At 57.2% G+C, this 18,079-nt stretch carries 11 protein-coding genes; 10 read left to right on the top strand and 1 reads right to left on the bottom strand.

The annotated features are described in order from the left end of the window. The 9 genes from K1Y02_18220 to K1Y02_18180 form a co-directional block, all read left to right on the top strand. A partial coding sequence (locus tag K1Y02_18220) for a glycoside hydrolase family 2 (protein MBX7258305.1) occupies positions 1 to 1,413 on the top strand: 1,413 nt, incomplete at its 5' end. Positions 1,414 to 1,491: 78 nt separating this feature from the next. Continuing rightward, the gene (locus K1Y02_18215) at positions 1,492 to 2,853 is read left to right on the top strand and encodes a Gfo/Idh/MocA family oxidoreductase (protein ID MBX7258304.1); all 1,362 of its coding nucleotides are present in this window, start codon (positions 1,492 to 1,494) and stop codon (positions 2,851 to 2,853) included. Positions 2,854 to 3,568: 715 nt separating this feature from the next. Next, positions 3,569 to 4,204, top strand: coding sequence for a TetR/AcrR family transcriptional regulator (locus K1Y02_18210; protein ID MBX7258303.1), 636 nt, complete (start codon positions 3,569 to 3,571; stop codon positions 4,202 to 4,204). 84 nt (positions 4,205 to 4,288) lie between these two features. Beyond that, positions 4,289 to 5,434 carry an efflux RND transporter periplasmic adaptor subunit gene (locus K1Y02_18205; GenBank protein MBX7258302.1) on the top strand — a complete coding sequence of 382 codons (1,146 nt, stop codon included), beginning with the start codon at positions 4,289 to 4,291 and terminating at the stop codon, positions 5,432 to 5,434. Then, positions 5,431 to 8,574 (top strand): efflux RND transporter permease subunit, encoded by a 3,144-nt coding sequence (locus K1Y02_18200; protein MBX7258301.1) that lies wholly within the window; start codon positions 5,431 to 5,433, stop codon positions 8,572 to 8,574. The genes K1Y02_18205 and K1Y02_18200 overlap by 4 nt, the downstream gene beginning before the upstream one ends. A 64-nt stretch (positions 8,575 to 8,638) precedes the next feature. Next, a complete protein-coding gene (locus K1Y02_18195; protein ID MBX7258300.1) occupies positions 8,639 to 10,132 on the top strand; it encodes a hypothetical protein in 1,494 nt (497 codons plus the stop codon). 110 nt (positions 10,133 to 10,242) lie between these two features. Further along, positions 10,243 to 12,858 carry a hypothetical protein gene (locus K1Y02_18190; protein MBX7258299.1) on the top strand — a complete coding sequence of 872 codons (2,616 nt, stop codon included), beginning with the start codon at positions 10,243 to 10,245 and terminating at the stop codon, positions 12,856 to 12,858. Positions 12,859 to 12,886: 28 nt separating this feature from the next. Further along, positions 12,887 to 13,570 (top strand): MgtC/SapB family protein, encoded by a 684-nt coding sequence (locus K1Y02_18185; protein ID MBX7258298.1) that lies wholly within the window; start codon positions 12,887 to 12,889, stop codon positions 13,568 to 13,570. A 9-nt stretch (positions 13,571 to 13,579) separates the two neighbouring features. Further along, the gene (locus K1Y02_18180) at positions 13,580 to 14,794 is read left to right on the top strand and encodes a glycosyltransferase (GenBank protein MBX7258297.1); all 1,215 of its coding nucleotides are present in this window, start codon (positions 13,580 to 13,582) and stop codon (positions 14,792 to 14,794) included. 538 nt (positions 14,795 to 15,332) lie between these two features. Here K1Y02_18180 and K1Y02_18175 read toward each other — a convergent pair. Then, positions 15,333 to 16,538: a glycosyltransferase gene (locus K1Y02_18175; protein MBX7258296.1), complete on the bottom strand. Its 1,206-nt coding sequence runs from the start codon at positions 16,536 to 16,538 to the stop codon at positions 15,333 to 15,335. Between the two features lie 177 nt (positions 16,539 to 16,715). On the opposite strand from K1Y02_18175, the gene K1Y02_18170 reads away from it, so the two are divergent. Beyond that, positions 16,716 to 18,079: hypothetical protein (locus tag K1Y02_18170; GenBank protein MBX7258295.1), on the top strand; the 1,364-nt coding region annotated here is incomplete at its 3' end.

Here is an 18,079-nt window from a genome sequence, read left to right as displayed (position 1 = left end):
AATACGCCGCGCGATTTCAAAGCGCGTGGAGACTGGGCGTTTTGCGAAGGCATCAATCAGTTCGTGCTTCACGTTGTCATACACCAACCGTGGGATGACAAGAAACCAGGCATCAACGCGCCGTGGGGCACGGAATTCAATCGACTAAACACGTGGATAGACTACGCAGGTCCATGGGTTGACTATTTGCGCCGGTGCAGCGTGATGTTGCAGACCGGGTCGCCGGTGGCGGATGTGGCGTATTTCATTAGCGAAGACGCGCCCAAGATGGCCGGTATACGCCAACCTGAGCTCCCTGCAGGCTACGACTTCGATTATATCAACGCCGACGTGATCGAGAATTCCCTGAGCGTGAAGGACGGGCGATTTGTACTGCCGAACGGCGTGAGCTACCGCCTGCTCGTCCTGCCCGAATCCGACACCATGCGGCCTGCCTTGCTCAAGAAGATCGCCGCGTTGGTGGAAGCGGGTGGGCAGGTCCTCGGTCCGAAGCCCGAACGTTCCCCGAGCCTTCAGGATTTCCCGCGCGCCGACGACGAAGTGAAGAGACTCGCCGACGGACTTTGGGGCAATCACCGCGTCATGACCGGGATAGACGTGTCCGAGGCCCTCGCCAAGTTGGAGACTCCCGCGGACGTCGATTGTCCCAAAGATATGCTGTGGAAGCATCGCCGCGAGGGCGATATCGACATTTACTTCGTGTCGAATCAGAAGCGTGAAGAACGTACGGAGACCATCTCATTTCGCGTAGATGATCGGAAGCCCACGTTGTGGAGGCCCGACAGTGGAAGGATCGAACCCGTGCGATCCAAGACTCGAAATGGGCGGACTTCGATGACCCTGCATTTCGACCCATCCGGGTCGGTGTTTGTGGTGTTTGCCAAGTCTTCACCGCGTACGGAACCGCGTTCGCCCAAACTTCGAGTGATGGCGGAACTGAACGGGCCGTGGACCATTGCGTTTCCCTCGGGAGAGATCACAAGCGATACGCTGCGGTCGTGGACGGAACAGGACGCCTCCTCAATAAAGTACTATTCGGGGACCGCCACCTACAGGACGAGTTTCTCCGTTTCGAAGGTGGGTACTACCGCTATTCTCGATCTCGGGATGGTGCACGAAATGGCACGCGTCCGCGTGAATGGTATTGACGCCGGAGCGTTGTGGAAGCAGCCCTATCGACTGGATATCAGCAAGGCCCTGAAGAAGGGTGAGAACACGCTTGAAGTGGACGTGGTCAACACGTGGATAAACCGTTTGATTGGCGATGCACAACCCGGAGTTGCAACTCCGGAAACGTTCACGACGACAAAGAACTGGAAGGCCGAATCCCCCCTGCAACCGGCGGGGTTGCTTGGTCCTGTTCAGGTAGTTGGAAACGGAAGAGCTGGCCAAGAGACCAAGGGCCGGCGTTAGTGTGCTTAAACGTGGACTGAGAGATGGACTGGCGAGGCGCAGATGCCTCGTTTCGAATCAGCAAAGGAGAGGGGTTTAATGAGTAAGAAGAAAATCACGCGGCGGCAGTTTGTGGCAGCGACGGCGGCTGCCGGCGTCTTTTCGATTGTGCCGCGCCGCGTATTGGCCGCTTCCGGCGAGACTGCGCCCAGCGACAAGCTCAATCTTGGATGTGTCGGCGTAGGTGGCATGCAAGGGGCCAGCGACGTGAGAAACGTTGCCAGCGAGAATATCTACGCGCTCTGCGATGTGGACGAGAATTTCCTGAAGAAGGCGGCTGAGGCGTTTCCCCAGGCGAAACTGTATCGGGACTTCCGCGAAATGCTCGACAAAGAGCACAAGAATCTCAATGGCATAACGATCACGATTCCCGATCACATGCACGCATCGGTTGCGCTGTACGCTATGGAGCGCGGTGTGAACGTGTACTGTCAAAAGCCGCTCACGCAAAGCGTCTGGGAAGCGCGTCTACTCACGAACGCGGCGAAAAAGTACAACGTCGTAACGCAAATGGGGAACCAGGGCTACTCCGCCGAGGCCACGCGAGTCTCGTGTGAGATTATTTGGAACGGCGAACTGGGCGACATCACCGAAGTGCACTCGATGTGCGGCGGCGGTTTCGCGCGCGACATTACCGAGTGGCCGCCTGCCGAGCCGGTTCCCGCGAATCTGAATTGGGACCTTTGGATGGGACGCACGGCCGAGCACACCTACAGCGCGAAGATCCATCCTTCCAATTGGCGCGGGTTTCAGGAATACGGATCGCAAATGGTTGGCGATTGGGGCATTCACATGCTTGGGCCGGCGAACTGGGCGCTGCAACTGGGCAGCCCGGTCAGCGTGGAGTGTACCGCGGTCGAAGGCGTGAATCCCGTTACCTATCCGCACTACGTGTGCCGGTTCGATTTCCCCGAACGCCCAAACAAGTTCGTTCCTTCCGGTAAGATGCCTCCGGTCTCCATCTACTGGTACGAAGGCAATATGGCCTCGAAGTTCACGCCGCCCGCCGGACTTACTGCCGAGGACTGCAAAGACTTCAACGAGATCTTTGTGGGAACCAAGGGCTTCCTGGGTACCGATGGCCGTGGCGAGGGCTTCAGTCTGACGCCGAGATCGAAGATGGAAGGGTATACGCTGCCGCCTCAGGTCCTGAAACGTTCGCCCGGACATTACGAAGACTGGCTCCAGGGGTGCAGGGGAGGAGACGCTCCATGCTCCAACTTCGGCATCGCCGGTCCATACACAGAGTGGATCTTGCTCGGCGCCATCAGTTGGCGTTTCCCGAACCAGAAGCTTGAATGGGATGGCGCGAAACTACGCTTCACGAACAACGACGAAGCGAACCGTTACGTCAAGCCCACGTTCCGCAGCGGCTGGGAGCTACAAGACATCAGCGTGTAAGCGAATCGACGAAAACAGAGGTTCTATTCAGGAGCCTGGGTCTAGCCTGCAATTTGCACCGGCGCAACTGCGCGCCGGCGCAAATTGCTCGCGTGCAGGGCGTTAAGGTTATGCCATGAGGATTTCTCGTGAACACACTCTGTTTGTGGCGATCATCATCGCTCTTCATTGCAGACCTTGTGAACGAAGTAGTAATGAAGAAGGTTCGTGAGGAATCCCGACTATCGAGCCATTGCGAGTCCCCGGTTTTCTTCTTGCCCCGGTGCTCCGCATTGCGAACGGCTACGGTCCGGTGTTGACTCATTAGGGAGAATCGCAAGCATTCATGGGTATTTAAGGGTATTCCTGAAGGACAATTGCACCTGCTATCAGATCCTGGTCTGTTCGGAAGTACGGTGTGGTTCACCGGAGTATAGGCTTAACCAATGCATGCGATGCGAAAATCTGGCAAGGAGTATCCGATTGGGACAGCCAACACTCCGCGTGCTTACTGTAATCTTTCCGCCCCGGTAACATTCCGCGCATTTGCCCTTGTCGATATACGGAATGCGCTCAGACGGCCATTCCTGCTATGATAGGACTTCGGAGCTGGCTAGGTCAGGTAATTTCCGGATTCAGGGATTCAGCCGGGCTGTCAGGCCGCGAGAGTTGCAAGCAATGGTTGTCCTGGTTAGGATAAATGTCTTTATCGACCGTTCGGTCCAACGGAGTTCTGATGACTACACGCGTTGACCATGTACCAGACGAAGTGAGCACGGCAAATGAGGCCGAGAAACGTCTTTTGGCGAGCGCGCTGGGCCTCTTTTCCGAAAAGGGCTATGCGGGTACGAGCATTCGAGAGATTATCGAGCGTGCCGGCGTCACTCGACCGGTCCTCTACTACTACTTCGAGAACAAGGAGCACTTGTACAGACGGCTCGTGGAATCATGGTTTGCCGAATTGGTCGACGATATGGACCGCGAGTTGGGGAATATTACGGGAATACGAGACCGGCTGCGGTGCATTGTCATCAACGCGTTTGAGCACGCTGAGCGTTCACCGCAAGTCGTGCGTCTCATTTTTCACACGTTCTTTGCGCCACGCATGCAGGCGCCCAAGGTGGACAAGGATGCGCTTTGGGAGTCCCGTTTCTCCCGTATCGTGAGAATCATGCAGGAGGGCGTAGACAGCGGGGTGTTCGTTGGCCGCGACCCCAGTACCCTCGCGATGGCCTTTTGCGGTATCATGGACATGCATATCATGACAAAGATCAATCGTCCGCACATGGTCTTGTCCCAAGCTTTGGGGGAGAGTCTGGTGGACATTTTTCTTGAGGGGGCCTATTCTAGGACAGCACCCGTCAATCCTTAGCTGACGGGATAACACGGTAGGCGCGTACGCAGTCGGCAGTGCAGCCGAAGATGAGCCAAAACGCGTCGACACGGTCATTACGGTATGAAGAAATCGTTTATTACTCTGGTAGCATGCGCAATTGTATTGTGCGCGGGGGCGCTCGTGGTCATCTCTGCCATTGGCTGGCGGACCATCGCCGTGGGCTTCGGCTCAATGCTTCAAGCTGCGGGCGGTGGAGTTGTCGCGGGAGTCGATAAGGAAGTGGAGCAAGCCAAAGCTGCCACAGAAAACCACGCGGTCAAAATCCCAAACGTAAACATCGAAGTCCTCAAGAACACAACGCTTGAAGATACCCTTCGGCTTACCGGCACGGTTGAGGCATGGAAGGAAGTCATGCTAAGCGCCGAAATCGGTGGCAAGATCGAAGCGAAGAATATCGAAGAAGGAGATCACGTAAAAGAGGGTCAGGTCCTGTTTCAGATCGACACGGAGAGTATCCGTGCCGCGTATGATCAGGCTGAAGCGCAGTTCCGGCTTGCCAAGCAGGATTTTGACCGGACACAACGTTTGGTGGACCGTGGCGTTGCCGCTCAGCAAAACAAGGACAGCGCCGTCGCCAATCGGGACGTAACAGAAGCCAGCCTTCGCTCGCTGCAAATCCAATTGAACAAGAGCATCGTGAAAGCTCCGTTCGACGCAATCGTCGATCGCATTTTCATGGAAAAGGACGAGTTTACCGACACAGGCAAGCCGCTTGTCCGTCTTGTGCAATTGGATAGAGTAAAGGTCAAAGTCGGCGTGCCAGAGCGTGATGTGTTGAAGTTCAAGGTTGGCGACAAGGTAAAAATCGCGTTGGACGCTATGCCAGATAGGGACTTCGATGGAGTCATATCCAAAATGACTCCCACTGCCGATCCAACAACGCACACCTTCCTGACCGAAGTCGAAGTTGGGAACGCAGAAGCTGTGATCAAGCCCGGCATGATTGCACGCGCCGAGCTCGTGCGCGGTGTTTATCCCGATACTATCGTTATCCCCATCTTCGCGAGCGCATTGCTGGATGATAAGAGAGTTGTGTTCGTTGAAGAGAACGGCAATGCGGTTGTGCGACAGATCGAGACAGGCGTTGTCAAAGGGAGTTCCGTCCAGGTTACCGCCGGTCTCAAGGCGGGCGACCACCTCATCGTTGTCGGACAGCACGACGTTCGTCCGGGTGAGCCGGTCAAGGTTCAAGAGACCCTGCCGTGAAACTCATTGATCTCTCCGTAAACCGCAGCACGTCGGTGTATGTGCTGGTAGTAATCATCGTTATTTTCGGCGGGTTTTCCTACGCCGTTATCCCTCGCGAATCAAACCCTGAAATCATTGTTCCCTATGTAGTCGTTACCACGACCTACGAGGGCGTTTCGCCCGAAGACATGGAGTCGCTCGTCACCGTTCCCATCGAGCGAAAGCTCACCGGTCTTTCGGACGTCAAAGAGATCACTTCAAACAGCGTCGAGGGGGCATCGAGTATCGTCATTGAATTCGAGCCCGATACGGCGATCGATGACGCCCTCCAGAAAGTCCGAGATAAGGTCGACTTGGCGAAGCCGGACATTCCGCAAGAAGCCGACGACCCGATGATAAACGAAATCAACCTCGGCGAATTGCCGATTGTCTTGGTTTCTCTCAAGGGCAATGTCGGACTGCCCGTACTCAACGAGGTCGCGGAAGATCTCGAAGACTTAATTGAGGCCGTTCCCGGAGTGCTCGATGCGCAGATCATCGGCGGCGTGGAGCGCGAAATCCAAATCGAGGTCGACCCCGATCGGGTTGCTCAGTACGGGATCTCCATGGCCGATCTCGTAGAGATTACGCGCCTCGAAAACGTGAACACGCCGGGCGGCACCATGGACTTGGGTGAAGCCAAGTTCCTGATGCGAACTCCGGGCGAGTTCAAGACTCCCGACGAGTTAACGGGACTGGTCGTAAAGATGGGTCCCGAGGGCGTCGTGTATTTGCGCGACATTGCCACCGTTCGAGACGGTTTCAAAGACATCGATTCCTTGTCGCGCGTGGACGGCCAGCCCTCCGTCACGTTGGCCATATCCAAGCGCACGGGGCAGAACATCATTGAAGTCGCCGACCGAGTTCGCGAGTTGCTCGACACCGAAAAGACGCGCATGCCCAGCGGCATCGAGATCGCCACGCTTTGGGACGAGTCCGATTTCGTACGCGACATGGTTCGCGAGCTTGAGAACAGCATGCTGAGCGGGTTGATTCTCGTGGTAGGCATCATCTTCATGTTTCTCGGAATCGTGAACTCGGTTTTCATCGCGCTCGCCATTCCGATATCGATGTTAATCACGTTCGCGGTGCTTTACATGTCCGGCATCACCATGAACATGGTCGTGCTCTTTAGCCTGACTCTGGCCCTGGGGATGCTGGTGGACAACGGCATCGTCATCATCGAGAACATCCACAGGCACATGCAGTTGGGATATTCGCGTGTGGAGGCCGCAAAGATGGGTGCAGCCGAAGTGGCTTGGCCCATTATAGGTTCCACCGTGACAACAGTCGTGGCTTTTGTCCCCATGTTCTTCTGGCCCGGCATTTGGGGCAAGTTCATGGTGTATCTGCCAATCACCGTGATTCTTGCATTGATGGGTTCCTTGTTTGTGGGCATGGTCGTGAATCCTGCATTGGCCGCTGACCTGATGCCTACAAAAGAAGCGGAGAAGCAGGATGGAAAGGTCAAGCGCCATCCGTTGCTGAAAGCCTATCGCAAGTTCTTGCGTTTGTCCCTGGAATACCGCGTCGTGACCATGCTGTTCTGCGTGACGGCGCTGATCGCCGTTTCGGTCGAGTTCTTTTCCACAGCCAAGCTGGAATTCACGCCGACTGTTGAACCTCCGCAGGCCAACATCGATATCGAATGCCCCGAAGGCACCAACCTCGCGACATCGGACCAGTATGTAAAGCAGGTGGAAGAGGTTCTCATGCCTTACCTTGAACGCGGTGAACTGGAACACGTCATCGCCAACGTCGGCTCGCAGGGGGCCAGCCTGACGGGACAGCGACGCTCCAATACGACTCACCTCAGCCGTGTAACCATGGACTTCCCCAAGCTGGCGGACTGCAAAGTCATGCCCAGCGAAATCGTCGAGAAGGTCCGTGGGCAACTGGAAGGCGTCACCGGCGCGACGGTTCGGATCGAGCAAATGGACATGGGACCGCCAACCGGGCCGCCCATCAATATCGAGATTAGCGGCGACAGTTTTGAGACGCTTGCATCGTTGGCAAAGGAGATTCGGAACGAGATTAAGGATGTTCCCGGCCTCGTTGACTTGCGCGATGACTACAACCGAGGCAAACCGGAAGTTCGCGTCATAGTGGACCGCCAGCAAGCCTGGAAAACGGGACTCAACACGGCGTTTATCGGAATCACGGTTCAGGCGGCCATTGAAGGACGCAAGGCCGGTGATTATCGAGAAGGCGACGAAGAATACGATGTCATTGTGCGATTCCCGGCGGCATTCAGGGAAGACATTTCGAATATCGGTTCTATGAATCTCATCAATCTTCGTGGCGAGGCTGTTCCGTTTTCCACGGTAGCAAAGATTGAGCAGGGAGCGGGACTCGGGAGTGTAAAACGGATCGACCGCAAACGCACGGTGACCGTGGCCGCGGAAGTGGAAGGCGACAAGAGTTCGCCGGAAGTGCTCAACGATGTGAGAAATAAGTTGGCGTCCTTTGAATTGCCCGCCGGATACAGCATTAGTTACACGGGCGAGAACGAGGACTCCGAAGAGACAGAAACGTTCCTGGGCCGGGCGTTCATCGCGGCGTTGTTGCTGATTGCCTTGGTCTTGGTGGCTCAATTCAACTCGATTCTTCAACCGATTATCATCATGACATCGGTTATCTTGTCTTTGGGCGGCGTGTTCCTCGGGCTGTACATACACAACATGCCGTTCGGCATCCTGATGACCGGAATCGGTTGCATTAGCTTGGCCGGTGTTGTCGTGAACAACGCCATCGTGCTGCTGGACTTTATCAATGAGCTTCGCGCGCGAGGTGTCCCTCTCTACGATGCGGTCGTCGAAGCGGGCACAACTCGTTTTCGCCCCGTAATGCTCACCGCAGTGACGACGGTGTTGGGCCTCATCCCGATGGCAACGGGCGTAAGTTTCGACTTCTTCACGTTCAAGTGGACACAGGGTGGCGAGTCCAGTCAGTGGTGGGGTTCGATGGCCATTGCCGTAATCTATGGACTGAGCTTTGCCACTCTCCTGACCCTTGTCGTAGTGCCCACGCTCTATACCATGGTTATCGATTTCGGCGAGTTCTTCGCGCGTATGTTTACGCGCCGGACCGTCCCACGCGACGAAGCGATGGTCAAGTAGCATGCCCTAGAGGTTCGGCGGCGGTGATTCAGCAAGGATTTCAGGAAACCAATCGGATCACCCTATGAACCGAGACGAAAAGCGCCGCCTTTCTATTCGTAAGCTGACACTGCTCCTTGTCAGTCTTGCGTTCGTCGTGACAGGCGTGGTCCTCTCGTTCTGGGCGTGGCAGCGTCAGTTTGCCGGAACTCTCCAAGTCTCTTCGGGCAAGGAAGAACGATACGCATGGCGGACAAGCAATTACCCTGGATCCAAACGACTCGTCGGTAATCTTGGACTGTCCATGTCCAAAGATGACGTCTTGTCACTTTGCCAGAGTGTAAATTCAACGCAAGTCTTCTCAAACGAACTCTACGACATCGCCGAATTGCCGTTTAGTGTGAAGCTGGATAGGGCAAAGGAAATCGAGTCCAAAAAGGTGGCAGGAAGACTCGGAGTTATGGTCAGGAACAAAGATGTGAAGGCTTACGGAGGTCATCAGTTTGCAGGTGGTAGGGCCATGGAGGCAGTGCCGGGAACGAAGTTTGAGGTGGGCCCGGAAGACGGTGAGATCCTTGAGGTGAGGCCGTGGTCGGGGATTGTGTCTGCACCCGGCGGCGAACCGATGGCCGAAGTATTTTACTTGGATGCGTCAGAACACGGACAGCGAGTGGTCTTGACCGGCGATTCGTGCCATATCTTCGACTCCGAGACGGCTGTCTACTTCGCGTGGCGCTCAACACGGGAAGAGGCCCTGGCCGCTGTGCAGGCGGGCGCTGCGCAGTTGCCGCAAGCGCGGTGGGGCATCGACGATGGGAAGGAGGTGACCTGGATAGAGTCACTGCTCCCGGGGTCGGGCGTGGAGCTGGAGAATGGGGTCTACGCCATGCTCGTGTCGGTGCCCAAGGTGCAACCGGGGGAAGCGCCATCGATTGTCGTCGAGACGGTCCGCGAGGGGAAGAAGCAGCGGCGTCAACTTCGCGCGGGCGAATCAGACGACCTAATCCGCTTTGAGGATCCGTTGGGGCGTCCCCGAGTGTTTGCGCTCTTCGGATGGGGACAAAACCGCGCCGAGGCCCTTTATCTTGAGAATGGCGTACCTGTGGGCACATACAGCCTCGGAGCGCAGAATTGGTGTCCCAAACCTGGGGGGCCTTCTATCCGTATTGGAGAGGCATTGGAAGGTGGTGCATACGCTTCGCCCGGGTCCACCTCCTCCTACGAGGTTGGCATTCGAGTTGGGGACCGCGAGTTCTACGTGCGCGAAGGTGAAACGTACAACAGTGGAGATGGCGTGTTCGAATTCGACGCGGAGGTTACGCCGGCTGTCTACGATTACGACTTGACGGTGACTCGCGACGGCACGCGCCAGACGAAGAGTGTTCGTTCAGGCGGGACTCTGACGGAGGCCGGCTGGGAATTGACTGTTTCGCGATCGGAGTCATCAACGGCCGATGCTGTGTCGGTCGAAGTGGTGAACGTGGCCATGAGAAACCTGCTCTTTCTCGGGGCAGGTTTGGCCGTTCTCGGCTGTGTTTGTCTTATTGCGGTCGCCGCTCGCGCCGGCGCGCGGCGTTGATGCGTGCGACTTTAGACCGCGAGCCAGTTCCATCCGGGGTTTCCGATTCTCTATACTGAGTCCGGTGTTCTTGAGTCGAGCCGCAGCATTGCGAACTGGAAAGCACACGTATGACTGAGAATCCGCGGGATTCCGTAGAAGAATCTGAATCGAATACCGAGCAGCCTTCGCTGCCTGCTGACGCGCCATCCAATGACGCGCCGCCTCCCCCGGACGATTCTCGTGCCCCTTCGGCGGATGAGGAGTTGACCGGCGAACCCGAACTCGACAAACGTCTTTCAGAACCCGTCTTGAAGGGCAACGTGGGTATCGAGACCGCGCAGGTCTGGATGAGCGCATTCCTGATTGTCATCGTGGGCGTTATCGCCTACTCGAACGTGCTGAACTCGCCTTTCAACGTGGAAGACCAGCGAGTGCTTGTTAATAACGAAGCGCTCCATTCATGGACGAACTTCCCCGATGCCGTGCATGCTCAACCCGATTCGCCGCTCGCGGTCCTTTCATACGCGAAGATTTGGTATCTCGCGCCTGCCAGTCCCGCCGCGCAGCGCGTAGTCAATATCGCGATTCACCTGCTGAACGGCGTCCTGCTTTATCTTCTGTGCAGGCGGCTGCTCAAACGCAGGGTGCCGGAGCCGGTCGCGATGCTGGCCGGGCTGTTTCTCGTTCTGCATCCCGCGGCATCGGAAAGCATCAACATCGTGGCCGGTAGGGCCGGTTTGCTCGTAACATTCTTCTCCTTGGCGAGCATGCTTCTGTTCCTGCGGGCGGCCGATCACCCCAAGCACAGCGCTCTCGCGCTCCTCGGACTGTCTGCGATAGCTTTGGCGTTGGCGTGGGCCGCCGGCTATGCCGCGGCGCTTGTGCCTTTCCTCGTGTTGCTGACAGACCTGAGCCTGCACGGCCGAACAGTCTTTCGCCGGTTGCCGGCACACGGGTTCATTTGGGGCGTGCTTGCCGTTCTCGTGATTGTCTCGCATTGGGGCCATCTCCCCGCTTCGGCGCTCCCCGACGACACCATTCCCACGTCCAATGCGGCCAAAGCTTCCGTGGTTACGAATGGTCTTCTGCTTGCATTCAATCCGACGCTGCTCTCCGCCGATCACGACATTCCGCCCGTAATCGATACATCCAGTTACGGCGAACGGCGATCGAGAATCACCCTTGCCGTTTCGTTTCTGGGTGTTCTGACACTAATGGGATTGGTCCTCTTGGCCCGGCGCATTCCCTCGGGCATTTCGATGTTGTGGGCCGTTGCGGGACTTGCCCTTCTTGCGTGGCAGGTGTCCCTGGAGAATCCGTTCACGGAGCGCAGCGTCTACTTCGCGCTTTGTGGCGCTCTCGCGATAGTCCCGTGGCTGGTTAGCCTTGTGTTGTCAATTCCGCCCGCGCGGGCAATGGCGGGGATCGCGGCAGCCATTTTGCTCGTCGTCTGCGGAACGGGTGTCTACATGCGCAATCGCGTCTGGCACAGCGTCATCGCCGTGTGGGAAGACGCGGAGACGAAAGTCCCCGATTCTCCCTGGCCGTATCGCCGGATTGGAGCACTCAATTTCGACGATGCGGTAGCGGCCTTGCGCAATGCCGCCGAATTGTCACGCAACAAAGAAGCTCCCGCGGCCGCAGCACAGCGAGAAGATGCCCAGCGCTATTTGAACGCCGCGGAAGCCACGCTGCGGCAAGCCCTGGAAATTGAACCCAACCACGCCGAAACCCTGAATCGTCTCGGCGCGACGCTTCAAATGCTGGGCAAGCTCGACGACGCCTATGAACCGATGCTTGCGGCCCTGCGCTTGGATCCGATGAACTTGCAGTACACGCTTAATCTCGCTTCCTTGTTGGAAACGCGATCGGCGGTGGAAAACGACATGAACGACCGCTTGCATGCGATCGACTACTTCCGGCGCGCGGAGAAGCTGGGAGCACTCCCCCCGGAAATGCGCGTTGCCTATGCGGCAAATCTCGCCAGCATTGGCAACTTGGAGATGGCAGAGCGTGAGCTCGCGGCAGTGGTGGGTAGTGACACAAAGTCGCCTGCCGCGGGGCAATTGCGGCAAGTGCAGACTTCCTTGAAGATGCTTCGCGACATTGAAGCCAAGGCACGGGATATGGTCTCCAAGGAGCCGACCGCGAAGGACACTGTTCGGACACAGATTCAGGTGTTCATGATTCGCGGTCAGATCCTTCAGGCTACCTATCTTCTCGACCAGTTTATTCAACGCTATCCCGACGATCTGGATGGCTGGCTGCTGATGGGGGTGGCGAGGGCCATTGTGAACGACCAGGAACGGTTCACGAAAGAGTGGGGAACGCCGCCGGCTGTTCCTGAGGGCAACGCGCCCGCTTGGATGCAGTTGGCGCAGCGGTGTGCGGCCAACTCGCATTGGAATGCGGCGAGACACTACCTCGAATTCGCGGCCTCCAACGGGACGGAGATTAGCCTGCCGGTAGTTCAATTGGCAGCTATCGCCGCGAGCCTCAAACAACCGCAACTGGAAGTCCGCCTTCTGGAGGAAGCGTGCGCTGCCTATCCCCAAAGCCCCGTGCCCTGGTTGCGTCTCTGCGACCTCGCGGTGGCGAACAAGAACATCGAAACGGCCCGAAAGTACCTGACGGAAGCGGCGCGCCGCAATGCGGATCCCGCCGAAATCGACAAACGCCGTCAACAGGTTGGTGCGCCCGCCACGGAACAGGAAAAGCCCAAGTTCGATACGATCGTGCGATGAAATCTCGTACGTTCCCGTGAGGTGAACCGTGAGCAACGCGGAATTGGGAGATGTCTTAAGCAAACTGGGATTGGCCGTTGCCCTTGCTGGAGTGCTCGGACTTGAGCGAGAAAGCAAAGGGCGCGCCGCCGGACTTCGGACACACATTCTCGTTTGTGTCGCATCGACCGTGGCCATGATCGTCTCCGACTATATAGCCGCCGAATGGTCGCGTCAGGGCGCCCCGGTGTGGCTGGACCGAGGACGCATTGCGGCAGGAATCGTGACGGGCATCGGATTCGTTGGCGCGGGCGCGATCATTAATGTGGGTAACGTTCACAAAGGATTGACCACCGCAGCCATGCTCTGGTTTGTGGCCGTGCTGGGTATCGCCATCGGCGCGGGATTCTACGCCTTGGCCACGCTCGCAACTGCCATTGCGCTCATGACGGTGACCGTGCTGTCTCGGGTATCCGAATCGTTGCCGACGCAAACGGAATTCTCCCTCGAAATCCGAATGCCGGGAGGGCTCAACCTTGTTAATCAGGTGGAACAGCACGTCAAAAGCCTGGGGTACCGTGTAACCGCGTCGCGGCTGCGAGTCGTCGGAAAGGGCGAGCGCATGGACGTGACCCTCGACCTCATATCCAAGACCAGCCCGAATCTCGAAGGCCTCATCGCCAGCCTCGAAGAGCGCCTGCCCGAGGTGCAGCGCATAACCATAGAGCGTTGAGGAAACGTTTTGGACGACACGCCCAAGCCCCGGCTCGCAATTTCTGAAGGCCTTCGCCGTATTCTGGACTATCGGAAGTTCACCGGCCCAACACGCATGCTCGTGTTGGAGACGCAGTACTTTTTCGATAGAAGCTGGATTGCCGCTGCCAAGAGCCTCGGTTGGCAGACGGCGACGGTCCCTTCGGTCATGACCGGCGGTCTGACCCGCGAACAAATCGCAACACTGTTCACGGCCGTGGGGGAGTTCAAGCCACACTTCATTCTGACTTCGAACTACGCCGGCATGGACGACATGGGCATGTTTGCGCGCTTCTTTGAAGATGCGCGCATCCCGTATGTGAGCTGGTTCACGGACACGCCGCGCATGATCCTGTTCAGGACGGTGATTCACGCCTCGCCCTTCATGGTGGCCGCGACCTGGGAGAAGGCGTACATCCCACATTTCAAGAGCCTCGGATTCGAGCATGTTCTGTTTCTTCCGCACGCAACCGATCCGGAACTGTTTCGCGGAGAACCGCGCTCCAATCATGTCCGTAGCGTGGCCTTTGTCGGGACTTCCATGATTGACCAGGCTGAGGAAGCTTGGGAAAAACTGAAGCTGGCTCCAGAAATGCGTGATGAAGTAAAACGGGCATTCGACCAAGGCCGCGTGACGCGCGAGTCATTCGCGGAAGGAGTCACCGCGATTCTGGATCCTGCGATTCTGGAACGCGCCGACGAAAGCGCCCGGCGAAACGCCGAGTTGTGTCTCGTGTATGAGGCCACGAGGCGTATGCGCTGCGATCTCGTACGCACGCTCACGCCCCTTGGCATTGAGGCACATGGCGATACGCACTGGAAAAGCATCACGAAGAAAGCGTATGGCGCCGTCGGCTACTTTACGGACCTGGCGCGTTTCTACCGCGATACCGCCGTCAATCTGAACACGACGAGCCTGCAGATGCGAACGTCGGTCAATCAACGGGTATTCGATTGCCCGGCGGCAGGCGGATTCCTGTTGACTGACAATCAAGGAGACCTCTCCGAGTTCTTCGAACCCAATACGGAGTCGGCGACCTTCGACAACTTGGATGAGTTGAAGGACAAGACTCAATACTATTTGAAGCACCCCGATGAACGGACGCGAATTGTGCGCGCCGCACAGTCCCGCATTGCCGCGCATCACACGCACGCGCATCGTCTGCAGATGCTCGAAGCCTATCTCAAAGAGCGATACGCGTGATTTTAAATCGAATCAATCGTAGCGTACATGTCGCTCCCATCGGGTATCCTGCTAAAGACGACACTGGTGGCTGATATTCGTTTGACATGCTGAGCGCAGCGAAGCATCTGGCACTGGACGGATTAATCTCTAAACCAGATGCTTTGTCCGCCAGAGGCGGACTCCTAAGAAACGGACCCAACAAGTTGCATTCGCCCTTACAGGGCTCACGTTGGGTGGGGGCAGGTACCTGGGGTTTCGATTCGCGTCGGTGACGCTAATCTCACCCCAGGCTAGAGTCTGCCGTGCCTGCGGCACTCAAGAGAAAAGGCTGTCCGCTTGGCTTTTGTTTCTACCACCAAAACCCGCGCTCGCGCGGTCCACCGCTCAGCATGACAATGCTTATCGGCGTTTCCTGTATATAAGCGCTATTTCGTTGCACTCGGGAGTGAGTGCGAGAATGCCCGAGGGCACTTCGCTGCACGGCTCCTGTCTGCGAAACGAGGGACTTGCGGGATGAGGAAACACTCAAATCGCTGACGCTGGACGGAGTCAGTCCTTACGCGAAGTGTTTCCGTACCAAGTCCACAATCCGGAGCATGCGGTGTACGAACGTGTGTTCACTGAGAATCCGCGCCCGTGCTGCTTCGATGATGGGTCTGCGCGCGTCCTCGCGCGAACGGAAATACCGGAACAGGTCAACACATTCTTCCACAGACCGGTACTGCGCAACTTCGTGCTTCACGTCGAATAAGCGTTCCAAGTCGGGTTGAGCGTCGGTAAGGAGAAAACCTCCGGCTGCCGGGCAATCAAAGACACGCTGATTGACTGTGTTGGGCATTTGAATGCTCGTGGCGTTGAAGTTCAGCGCGCATTGGCCGTAGAACGTGGGCAATTGGTCCAGATACGTGAGCGGGTCCCCTGACTGCGGGAAGTTCCGCGCCCAGCCTTCATCACCGCGCAGCTCCAGACCTTCCGGAACGAGCGCTTCCGCATACGTTCGGCGGAGCCGGCGCGTACCCTCAATAAAGAAGAGCATTTCCAGCAAACGGTCGGTCTCCGCATCAAGCGTCGCGGCGATGTCGGACCCAACAATCCTGTCGACCCCCGCGATAAAGTTCTCGCGTGTCACGAGACCCGCGTCAAACACATCGCGAGCCACCTGTTTCAGGTGCGGATAAGCGTCGAGTCCTGCCCAAGCGCGTTCCGAGAATGCCTCCATCGAATTGCCCACAAACGTGGGAGGGAAGCAGGATTCGCCCGGAGGCGCGTTGAAGACGGCGGGGTCCGTCGCGAGGGGAAACCACTCCACGAACGGAAAGCCGACTTCGCGCAGGTGGGGGGCATAAGCGTCGTCCCACGTCAAAGCGATAGTCCGGTTGCTTGCATACGCGGGATTCCGCATGAGGATAGTCCTGGGATCGTCGACAAACCAGGTGACATGTGGCGTCTGCAGGTCGTCGAACAGGGCCGCAAACATGCCGTTGGTGTCCATTCCGCTCAAGTTGATCGAGAGGATGAAATCGGGCCTGAACGTGATGATGGTCTCCAGCAGCTTCGCAACCGCATCGCGTGACAGCGTTCCCTCCATGACCACGGGCACGGCCTCGACTTGCCAGCCAAGTATGTTTGCGGCGTTGAGGCAACCGCCGTCCAGCCAATAGTGACTGCGAAGGACCAATACGCGGGGCGTTTCGCCAGTCAAGCGTCGAAACGACATCAACTCTCGAAGCCGGTCGGAAATCTGGAGACGTGGAACACTCATGCGGCGCATCGTATCACCGCCCGAATCGCGCCGCAATTGTCCGATATCGATGCCGAGGGTCATGATTGGCTAGGTTTAGGAGCGGTCTGCTTCATTGACTCATTAGCCATTGCATGCTATGGTCACTGGGGTGTGCGGAACGTGTTTTCAGGGGTTTGGCTACGGATACATCATCGCGTGAATAATCTTAAGGTCTGTCTATTTGTGTGTGCCGCCGGTGTCGTGTCGGGGTGGCCCTGTGCCGTTGCGCAGACGCCGTTGCGCGACTACACCTGTTTTCAAGTCTATGCGCCGTATTCCCCCGAAATCGATGCAGCCTCTGACGTGGCAATTGTCTACGGCGTTGGAGATACGTTCGCCGAACGGGCGTCGGTGTGGCGCTCTAAAGGATACAACGTCTCGATGATGACGGGTATCGCGTGGGGCGAGTACGGTTCGTATTACGGAAGCGGAGACGCCTTCAAGAAGGACGAAGTGCAAACGGTCAAGTCCGGCAAGTTGCTCATGCACGGCAATAGCACGGATGTTGGCTATAACGTGCCGTCCGATTCGTACATTGAATACATCAAGCGATACGTGGAGCCTGCGGTCGATGCGGGCGCTTCCGCAGTATACCTGGAAGAACCTGAGTTCTGGGCAGATGCCGGGTGGAGCGAATCGTTTAAGCGGGAGTGGCAACTGTTTTACGGCGAGCCGTGGCAGGAACCCGATTCCAGTCCCGATGCCCAATACCGGGCGAGCAAGCTCAAGTATGAACTCTACTTCAAGGCGTTGCGGGAAGTGTTTGCGCACGTGGAGAAGCGCGCCGCGGAACAGGGCCGCACCATAGAGTGTCACGTGCCGACTCACAGTCTTATCAACTACGCGCAATGGCGCATTGTGAGTCCCGAGTCTCATCTTATCGACATTCCTCAACTTGATGGATATATCGCTCAGGTCTGGACCGGTACCGCGCGTACACCGAACGTATATCGTGGCGTGGCCAAAGAGCGTACGTTTGAAACAGCGTTCTTCGAGTACGGTCAGATGCAGGCCATGGTCCGGCCTACGGGTAAGAAGGTCTGGTTCCTGGCCGACCCGGTTGAGGACAATCCCAACCGCAGTTGGAACGACTACCGGCTCAACTACGAATGCACGGTCATCGCCTCGTTGATGTGGCCGGAGACCTCCCGGTACGAAGTCATGCCCTGGCCGGATCGGATCTTTAAGGGGTCGTATCCCAAGGTTGACCTCGATTCGAAGACGTCCGACCGCGAGGGGATTCCCGCCGACTATGCTACGCAATTGCTGATCGTATTCAATGCGCTAAATGACATGAATCAGCCGGACGTTGCTTACGATATGGGGACGCGCGGCATTGGGATTGTCGTATCAGACACGATGATGTTTCAGCGTGCTGCCCCGCATGCCAGCGACTCGGGTCTGGGAGGGTTCTACGGTCTGGCCATTCCCTTGTTGAAGGTTGGAGTGCCCGCCGAAGTTGTGCAACTTGAGAACACCATCTATCCAGCATGCCTGGAACCGTACCGTATTCTGTTGCT

Source organism: Candidatus Hydrogenedentota bacterium (genome assembly GCA_019695095.1).
In the GTDB taxonomy this organism is placed as follows: Bacteria; Hydrogenedentota; Hydrogenedentia; order Hydrogenedentales; family SLHB01; genus JAIBAQ01.
The sequence above is the reverse complement of the archived record's forward strand: the minus strand, read 5'-3'. Positions and strand labels throughout refer to the sequence as shown.

Bases quoted from the DNA above. Each gene is read 5' to 3' on its own strand.
- K1Y02_18210 (MBX7258303.1), top strand. From the start codon at position 3,569: ATGACTACACGCGTTGACCATGTACCAGACGAAGTGAGCACGGCAAAT.
- K1Y02_18205 (MBX7258302.1), top strand. From the start codon at position 4,289: ATGAAGAAATCGTTTATTACTCTGGTAGCATGCGCAATTGTATTGTGC.
- K1Y02_18195 (MBX7258300.1), top strand. From the start codon at position 8,639: ATGAACCGAGACGAAAAGCGCCGCCTTTCTATTCGTAAGCTGACACTG.
- K1Y02_18215 (MBX7258304.1), top strand. From the start codon at position 1,492: ATGAGTAAGAAGAAAATCACGCGGCGGCAGTTTGTGGCAGCGACGGCG.
- K1Y02_18175 (MBX7258296.1), bottom strand. From the start codon at position 16,538: ATGAGTGTTCCACGTCTCCAGATTTCCGACCGGCTTCGAGAGTTGATG.
- K1Y02_18190 (MBX7258299.1), top strand. From the start codon at position 10,243: ATGACTGAGAATCCGCGGGATTCCGTAGAAGAATCTGAATCGAATACC.